8 protein-coding genes are annotated in these 7,360 nt (G+C 75.1%); 5 read left to right on the top strand and 3 right to left on the bottom strand.

The genetic code is table 11. From position 1 onward, the window contains the following. Nucleotides 1–516: (2Fe-2S)-binding protein (locus HDR73_RS15965; RefSeq protein WP_502709182.1), on the bottom strand; the 516-nt coding region annotated here is incomplete at its 3' end. A 2-nt stretch (nucleotides 517–518) separates the two neighbouring features. Then, nucleotides 519–1,430 (bottom strand): FAD binding domain-containing protein, encoded by a 912-nt coding sequence (locus HDR73_RS15970; RefSeq protein WP_041464482.1) that lies wholly within the window; start codon nucleotides 1,428–1,430, stop codon nucleotides 519–521. A gap of 173 nt (nucleotides 1,431–1,603) precedes the next feature. Here HDR73_RS15970 and HDR73_RS15975 point away from each other — a divergent pair, with 173 nt between their 5' ends. From HDR73_RS15975 to HDR73_RS15990, 4 genes are all read left to right on the top strand, one after another. Then, the gene (locus tag HDR73_RS15975) at nucleotides 1,604–2,344 is read left to right on the top strand and encodes a hypothetical protein (RefSeq protein ID WP_012298703.1); all 741 of its coding nucleotides are present in this window, start codon (nucleotides 1,604–1,606) and stop codon (nucleotides 2,342–2,344) included. After that, nucleotides 2,341–2,784, top strand: coding sequence for a hypothetical protein (locus HDR73_RS15980; RefSeq protein WP_012298704.1), 444 nt, complete (start codon nucleotides 2,341–2,343; stop codon nucleotides 2,782–2,784). Before HDR73_RS15975 ends, HDR73_RS15980 begins: the two co-directional genes overlap by 4 nt. Nucleotides 2,785–2,931: 147 nt before the next feature. Next, a complete protein-coding gene (locus tag HDR73_RS15985) occupies nucleotides 2,932–4,641 on the top strand; it encodes a stealth family protein (RefSeq protein ID WP_012298705.1) in 1,710 nt (569 codons plus the stop codon). Further along, complete coding sequence (locus HDR73_RS15990) at nucleotides 4,638–5,621, top strand: J domain-containing protein (protein ID WP_012298706.1); 984 nt, start codon at nucleotides 4,638–4,640, stop codon at nucleotides 5,619–5,621. Before HDR73_RS15985 ends, HDR73_RS15990 begins: the two co-directional genes overlap by 4 nt. Before the next feature lie 107 nt (nucleotides 5,622–5,728). Here HDR73_RS15990 and HDR73_RS15995 read toward each other — a convergent pair whose 3' ends face one another. Further along, nucleotides 5,729–6,163, bottom strand: coding sequence for a hypothetical protein (locus tag HDR73_RS15995; protein ID WP_041464920.1), 435 nt, complete (start codon nucleotides 6,161–6,163; stop codon nucleotides 5,729–5,731). 105 nt (nucleotides 6,164–6,268) lie between these two features. On the opposite strand from HDR73_RS15995, the gene HDR73_RS16000 reads away from it, so the two are divergent. Beyond that, nucleotides 6,269–7,246, top strand: a complete 978-nt coding sequence (locus tag HDR73_RS16000; protein WP_012298708.1) for a hypothetical protein — start codon at nucleotides 6,269–6,271, stop codon at nucleotides 7,244–7,246. Nucleotides 7,247–7,360 lie beyond the last annotated feature (114 nt).

The following is a 7,360-nucleotide window of genomic DNA, read 5'->3' on the forward strand; positions in this document are numbered from 1 at the left end:
CCCGGCGGCGGCCGCGGATCCCGTCGCCCGCACCGGCCCGAGCCCCTCCGGCCGCGCGCCGCCGCAGCCGTCGCCGTGCGCGTGATCCGCGCCGCCGTGCTCGCCGCGGATCGCCTCGTCGATCGCCCGGTACCCCGTGCACCGGCAGAGGCTGCTCTTCATCAGGCGCGGCAGGTCGTCGAGCTCGTCGTCGCCGAGCGACGCGGCCGTGACGACCATGCCCGGCGTGCAGAACCCGCACTGGAACCCGGCCGCCTCCACGAACCGCGCCTGCACGGGATGCAGGTCGCCGGGCGTCCCCAGCCCCGCCGCCGTCGTGACCTCGCGGCCCGCGGCCCGGAACGCGGGCAGGATGCACGAGTGCACGGCCTCGCCGTCGAGGAGCACCGCGCACGCCCCGCAGTCGCCCGAGTCGCAGCCCTTCTTCACGCTGAACACCTCGTGCTCGCGCAGCCAGGTGCGCAGGCTCTGGCCGGGCGCCGGCTCGCCCGGGATCTCGCGGCCGTCCACGGTCATGCTCACGGGCGTGCTCCTGCCGTCGTCGTGGTCGCGGCGCCGGGCGGGGTGCCGCGCTCGCCGGATGCCGGACCGTCGCCCGCGCCCGCGGCATCGCCCGCCAGTTCCGCGCGGATCTCCTCCGCCAGCAGCGCGCTCACCGCCCGCCGCCAGTCGGCGGCGCCGTGCGCGTCGGTGAACCAGGATCCGATCGCCCGCACGTCGTCGGCGAGCGCCGCGGCGTCCGGGAGCGCCGGGTAGCGCAGCAGCTCGGGCCGGAGCGTGGCGCCGGTCACGGTCAGCGTGAACGCGCCGCCCTCGTCGAGCCGGCCGATCACCACGGACCCCGACCGCCCGATGGGCGACAGCGCGATCTTGCGGAACGCCGTCCGGGCGCGCAGCGACGCCGCCGGCACGTGGATCGACCGCAGCACGTCGCCGGGCTTCAGCGCGGTGGTCCGGTCGCCGGTGACGAGCTCGGCCACGGGCATCCGCTCGTCGCGGGCGGGGGCGTCGGGCGTCGCGGCTCGCCAGATCAGCGCGTCGGCGTCGAGCGCGGAGGCGAGCGCCGTCATCGGGCCGGCGGGCAGCGCCGAGCAGATGTTGCCGCCCACGGTCGCGACCCGCCAGATCTTCGTCGACCCGTACAGCGCCGTGCAGGCCTGGAGGAAGAGCGGGTGCGCCGCCCAGCCGTCCTGGGGCGCGATCCCGGCGACCTCCGCGATGGTGCAGGTCGCCGCGATCTCGAGCCCGTCGTCCGTGACGACGAGCGGCTCCCAGCCGAGCGCGTGGAGGTCGACGAGCCCGATCAGGTGCGGGTGCGGCTCGGCGAAGATGCCGGATCCGCCCGCGAGCGCCGCCACGGTCGGCCCGAGCGCCGCGAGGTCGTCCCGCGTCCGGGCGGGCACGACGGAGCGGACGGTCGGCTGGTCCATGGGTCTCCTCCCGGGCATCCCGGTCGCCGGCCGCGGATCCCCGGGGGAGCGCGATCGTGCGTGGGCGTGTGACAGCGATCCTCGCATCCGCCGCACGCCGCCCCCGCCCGCGCGCCCCCGAGTTGCCGCCGCCGGGGCGCGCTGCTACGCTCGGGGGGAGCCCCGGGGAGACCATGAGAATCCGCACCACCGCCCGCGCACTCCGTTCTCGCCGTCGATCCCGTCGTCCCTCCCGCGGCGGCGTCGCGCTCGCCGCGACCGGATCCGCGCTCGCCGCGTCCCTACTCCTCGCCGGCTGCGCGGCCGCCCCCGAGGGCCCGCCCGCCCCGCCGTTCGACGCCGTCGCCCTGCCGCCCGAGGCGCCCACGGCGGTCCCGGACCAGCGCGTCGCCGCGGGCGAGGTCGTCGCCCTGGCGAGCGCGGACGCGGACGGGGTCGACGGGCCGGTGGTCGCCACCTCCGTGCTGGGCGTCGCCGAGGGGCAGCCGGACTACTGGTCCGGCTTCGAGGACGGCGCGCGCTTCGCCGACCGGGTCCCGTTCTTCGCGTTCGTCCAGACCCGCTGGCTCGAGGGCGAGCGCGGCCCCGCCAACGGTCCGGTCCTCCGCCCCTTCCTCGCCGACGGCACCGAGGTCGACATCATCCAGCGGCAGGTCGGCGGCGTCAGCGCGTCCGCGGAGTGCCCGTACGCGATGCCCGTCCTCCGCCCGGACGACGGCTACGCCGCCGAGGAGCACCTGGAGTGCGTCGTCTACGCCGTGCCCGAAGGCCAGGAGCTCGCCGAGCTGCGCTGGCACGACGTCCCGCGCACCGTCCTCGAGACGCCGGATCCCGCCACGCACCCGTTCCTCGCGGCCCCCGTCGTCTGGGAGGTCGACGCCCTGCCCGCCGCCGCCACCGGTGCCGGGCGATGACGCCGCAGCGCCGCCGCGCGCACCGCGAGCTCCGGGCCGCCGCCGTCCTGCTCCTCGTCCAGGGCGTGCTCATGGAGGGCCTGGTCGCCGTGGGGCTCGTCGTGCTCGGGATCCCGCAGGCCGCCATCACGGACCACGCCGAGGTCTTGGCCCTGCCGTACCTCCAGGACGAGCTCTATCCAATGATGGCCATGAGCGGGATCTTCGCGGCCCTCCGCATCACCGCGGCCGTCGGCCTCTGGCGCGACCGGCTCTGGGGCCTCGCGCTCGCGGGCGTCATGTGCGTCGTGACGCTCGTGCTGATGGTGTTCCTCCTGCCGGCCGGGCTCCTCGACGGCCTGCTCTCCGGGGCGGCCCTCGTGCTCCTCCTGCACGCGTCGCTCGGGCGCGACGCGGCGGGCCGGGTGCGCACGGCGCTGAGCGCGGTCGACCAGCCCTGATCCGCTGACCGGGCCCCATCCGCCGACCGGCCCATCCGCCGGCCGCCCCCGACCGGGGCGCAGGCACCGGCTCGGTAGAATGATCCGTCGCCACCCGTCGGGCAGGGCGCACGCATCGGCACACGAGAAGAACCAAGGGGATGATCCATGGCGGGCAGCGCACGGCAGTTCAACGTAGCGCTCGAGCCGACGGTCGATCCCGCCACCAGCGAGGAGGAGTTCTCCCGCCAGGACGACGCCGTCGCCCCCGCCCCCGCCACGTGGCCCACCACGCACCACCGCCCCGACGTCGTCATCCGCAAGGGCCTCGCCACCCTCGTCAACCGCACGCTCACGCCGCACCAGGCGCTCGTGACCGACCTGCTCTTCATCCGCGACGCGCTGCTCGCGACCGGCATCGACGTCTGGCTGATCCGCGGCAACGACGAGCGCCCGGTCATCGCCATCGACGTGCAGAACCGCGACACCGTCGTCCGCGCCCTCGTCGCCGCGAACGCCGACGAGCCGCTCTACGCGAAGACCGTCGACGGCCGCCGCCGCCCGCCGCTGCTCGTCGCCGACGGCCGCCTCACCGACAACCCCGACGCCGGGATCTTCCGCCTCTACCGCCCGCGCATCGAGCCCGAGGGCCTCCTGGCCTACGGCGCGTCGACCGCGGTCGAGCTGCAGTTCTTCCGCTTCGAGGGCGAGACCATCGTCTGGCCGGTCGAGAACTCGCTGACCCGCGAGATCCTCCCGGCGAACGAGGTCGTGCCGACCACGGTCGAGATGTACGGCCACGAGTGGAAGACGCTCCGCGGCATGTTCGACGCGCAGGCGTCCGACATCACCTTCGACATCGACATGGTCTTCTCCTGGGTCGACGGCAACGACCCCGAGTTCCAGAAGCGCCGCGCCGAGCGCATGAAGGACGTCGTGGTCGGCGAGGGCGACGACTCCGAGGCCCGCTTCCGCCAGATCGACGAGCTCAAGTACGCGCTCCGCTCCGTCTACCTGTTCGCGCCGTGGGTGCGCCGCATCTTCATCGTCACCGACTCCCCGAAGCCGTCGTGGCTGGCCGACCACCCGGCCGTCACCTTCGTGCGCAGCGAGGAGTTCTTCACGGATCCCGCCGCCCTGCCCACGCACAACTCGCAGGCCGTCGAGTCGCAGCTGCAGCACATCCCCGGGCTCAGCGAGCACTTCCTCTACTCCAACGACGACATGTTCTTCGGCCGTCCGGTGCAGCCCGGCATGTTCTTCTCGCCCGGCGGGATCACCAAGTTCATCGAGGCGGCCACGCGCATCGGCCTCGGCGACAACGACTCCGACCGCAGCGGCTTCGAGAACTCGGCGCGCGTGAACCGCCGCCTGCTCATGGAGCGCTTCGGCCGCCTCATCACGCGCCACCTCGAGCACGCGGCCACGCCGTTGCGGAAGAGCGTGCTGCTCGAGCTCGAGCAGGAGTTCGCGGAGGACTTCCACCGCACGCAGCTCAGCCGCTTCCGCTCCAGCACCGACATCTCGGTCACGAACTCGCTGTACCACTACTACGCGCAGATGACCGCGCGTGCGGTGCAGCAGGAGAACGCCAAGGTCGCGTACGTCGACACGACGTCGCGTGCCGGGCTCGACATGCTCCCCGGTCTGCTGAAGCGCCGCTCGCAGGACTTCTTCTGCCTCAACGACGGATCCTTCCCCGAGGTCCCGGCCGAGGAGCGGCAGGAGCGCGTGCAGGACTTCCTCGAGCGCTACTACGGCATCCCGGCGCCGTGGGAGGCGGAGGTCGCCGACGCGGCCGGCGCCTCGCCCGCCGGCGCGCCCGCAGAGCCTGCCGGGCCCGCCGCGCCCGCCTCGCCCGCCTCCGCGGCCGAGTGAGCCGCGCGGGGAGCCCCGCCGACCGCACCCCCTACGAGGTGCTCGGCGTGGATCCCGCGGCCGACACCGCGACCCTCCGCGCCGCCTACCGCCGGCTCGTCCGCGCCACCCACCCGGACACGGGCGGCGAGGCGCACCTCTTCCACGCGGTGCAGCGCGCGTGGGAGCTCGTCGGGGATCCGGACGACCGCGCAGCGTACGACCGGGGCCAGGGCCGCGCGACGGCGTCCGACGATGACGACCCGTTGGGGCCCGACGCCGCCGGGTACGCGCCCGCACCCGGATCCGGCACCCGCCTCGGCGCCGCCCTCCACGGCGTCGCGGGCGCGCTCGCCCGAGCCCACTACCTCGACCGCGTGGCGGCCTGGCAGGGGATCGCGCCGGGAGCCGACCTCGGCGTGGATCCCTGGTCGCCCGAGCTCGTGCGCCGCGCCCCGCGCGACGTCCGCTGGCTGCTCGCGAAGGCCCTGGCCGAGGAGGCCACCGCGCGGGCGGCCGCCTCGCTCGGCATGGGCGCGACGATCTTCCACGACGTCCGGCCGCTGGCCGGCCAGGGGAAGATCGACCACGTCGTGCTCGCGCCCGCCGGCCTGTTCGCGCTCAGCTCCGAGGACTGGGGCACGGAGGTCCAGCTGGTGCGCGGGGAGCTGCAGCCCGTCGCGCCGGATCCCGATGGCGCGTTCGCGCCCGGCGACGCGCCCGTCACCTGGCTGGTCGGGGCGGCTTGCTCGCTCGCGGCGTCGGCCGGCGTGCGCTTCGCGGCCGCGGTGGTCGTCGTCCCCGACGACGCGCTCGCGCAGCCGGTCGAGCGCGTGGAGCGCGGCCGCAACCGGGGCGCGCTCGTCGTCCGGCGATCCGTCCTGCCGCTCGTGCTGCGCGACGGCGTCTCCGAGGAGGGCCGGCTGAGCGTCGCGGATCCCTACGCCGTGCGGGCGCTCCTCCGCGAGCGGCTGACGCTGCTCGGGCCCGCCGCGGGCTGACGCCGCCGCGCGCCCGCATCACCCGCACGTCCGCCACCCCACCCCGCACGCGCCGGAGCCCCGCACGCGCGATCGCGTGCGGGGCTCCGGGTGTCCGTGCGGACGGGTCAGTCGATGCGCTTCAGGCTCTCGAGGCGGCCGAGCAGGTCGCGGTCCTGGGCGTCGAGGTCGCCCTCGGCGGCGACGACGCGGATGGCGGCCTCGAAGTCGAGGTCCTGGTCGTCGGCGACGCCTGCGACGTCGGCCACGACCCAGAGGAAGCTGACGAGCTCGGGGAGGATCTCGGAGAGCACGGCGTCCGGGAAGATCGCCGCGGCCTGGCGGAACATGCGGTCGGTGGCCGGGCCGCCGAACGCGTGGTCGAGGTCGGCGACGATGCCGTCGTCCTCGTCGAGGTCGGTGGAGATCCAGTTGGCGACGTGCTCGCCGTCGAGGTGGATCGCGGAGACGAAGAGGGGCTCGCCGCCCGACTCGCTCTCGACGATCTCGGTGATCGAGTAGCCGGCGACGCCGGGAGGCGTGAGAAGGGAGTCGTCATCCATGCCGCCCATGCTATCCGGGGCGGGGACCCCGGCGGGTCCGGAAGCCCGCGCCCGTGGGCGGATCCGGGGCCGATCCCGAGCCCGTCCCGCGGGTAGCCTCGACGGATGACCATCGCCGCCGACCCCGCGCCCTCCGCGGCGGCGGTCCCCGCGACCGACCGGGTGCCTCGCGACCTGCCCGTGGTCCTGGATCCGGTCGTCTGGCACGAGCGCGCCGCCCGCCACGCCGAGCGGGCCGACGCCTTCTCCGCCGGGTTCCGCGCCCGCCGCCTCGCGGGCCGCACCCACGAGGTCGACGACTTCCTCTTCACCTACTACCCGCACAAGCCGTCGCTCCTGAGGCGCTGGCACCCGGGCGCGGGAGTCGTGCTCGCGGGCGCCGCCGCCGACGACGAGCGCGCGGCGTGGCGCTGGTACGTCGCCGAGGCGGCCGCCGCGGGGAGCGCGCCTGGCGGCGTGCGGGTCGATGCGTTCGCGTACCTCGCCGCGCGCGGATCCACCGCGTCCTTCATCGAGCGGATCCTCTCCCGCACCGCCGCGCGCCCCGGCCGCTTCTCCTGCTTCGGCCTGCACGAGTGGGCGATGGTCTACAAGGTCGGGCCCGGCGAGCAGCGGCACGAGCGGCTGCCGCTGCGCCTCGGATCCGCCGCCACCGACGAGGTCGTGGAGACGCACAAGCTGGCCTGCACCCACATCGACGCGTTCCGCTTCTTCACGCCCGAGGCCGTGCAGCGGAACGCGCTCGCGCCCACGCGCGAGACGCAGCCCGACCTCGAGCAGCCCGGCTGCCTGCACGCCGGCATGGACGTCTACAAGTGGGCCACCAAGCTCGGACCGCTCGTGCCCGGCGAGCTGCTGCTCGACGCGTTCGAGCTCGCCCGCGACATCCGCTCGCTCGACATGCGCGCGAGCCCGTACGACGTGTCCGGCCTCGGGCTCGAGGCCGTGCGGATCGAGGAGCCGGCGGGCAAGGCGCGCTACGCGGCCGAGCAGCGCGGGTTCGCCGAGCGGTCGAACGGGCTGCGGACGCGGATCCTGGCCGAGCTCGACCACGCCCGTCGCGCTGCCGCCGCCGGGCTCTAGCTGTACTCGGCCGTGACGTTGGTGACACTTCGGGGCGTGTGAAGAGGCCTCCTGGCTTGATGGAGCTGTTCAGTTCAACCATCGCCAGGAGGCCTCGATGTCCCACGGTAATGC

This window comes from Clavibacter sp., assembly GCF_014802555.1.
Classification (GTDB): Bacteria; Actinomycetota; Actinomycetes; order Actinomycetales; family Microbacteriaceae; genus Clavibacter; species Clavibacter sepedonicus.

Bases quoted from the DNA above. Each gene is read 5' to 3' on its own strand.
- HDR73_RS15970 (WP_041464482.1), bottom strand. From the start codon at position 1,430: ATGGACCAGCCGACCGTCCGCTCCGTCGTGCCCGCCCGGACGCGGGAC.
- HDR73_RS15975 (WP_012298703.1), top strand. From the start codon at position 1,604: ATGAGAATCCGCACCACCGCCCGCGCACTCCGTTCTCGCCGTCGATCC.
- HDR73_RS15980 (WP_012298704.1), top strand. From the start codon at position 2,341: ATGACGCCGCAGCGCCGCCGCGCGCACCGCGAGCTCCGGGCCGCCGCC.
- HDR73_RS15985 (WP_012298705.1), top strand. From the start codon at position 2,932: ATGGCGGGCAGCGCACGGCAGTTCAACGTAGCGCTCGAGCCGACGGTC.
- HDR73_RS15995 (WP_041464920.1), bottom strand. From the start codon at position 6,163: ATGGATGACGACTCCCTTCTCACGCCTCCCGGCGTCGCCGGCTACTCG.
- HDR73_RS16000 (WP_012298708.1), top strand. From the start codon at position 6,269: ATGACCATCGCCGCCGACCCCGCGCCCTCCGCGGCGGCGGTCCCCGCG.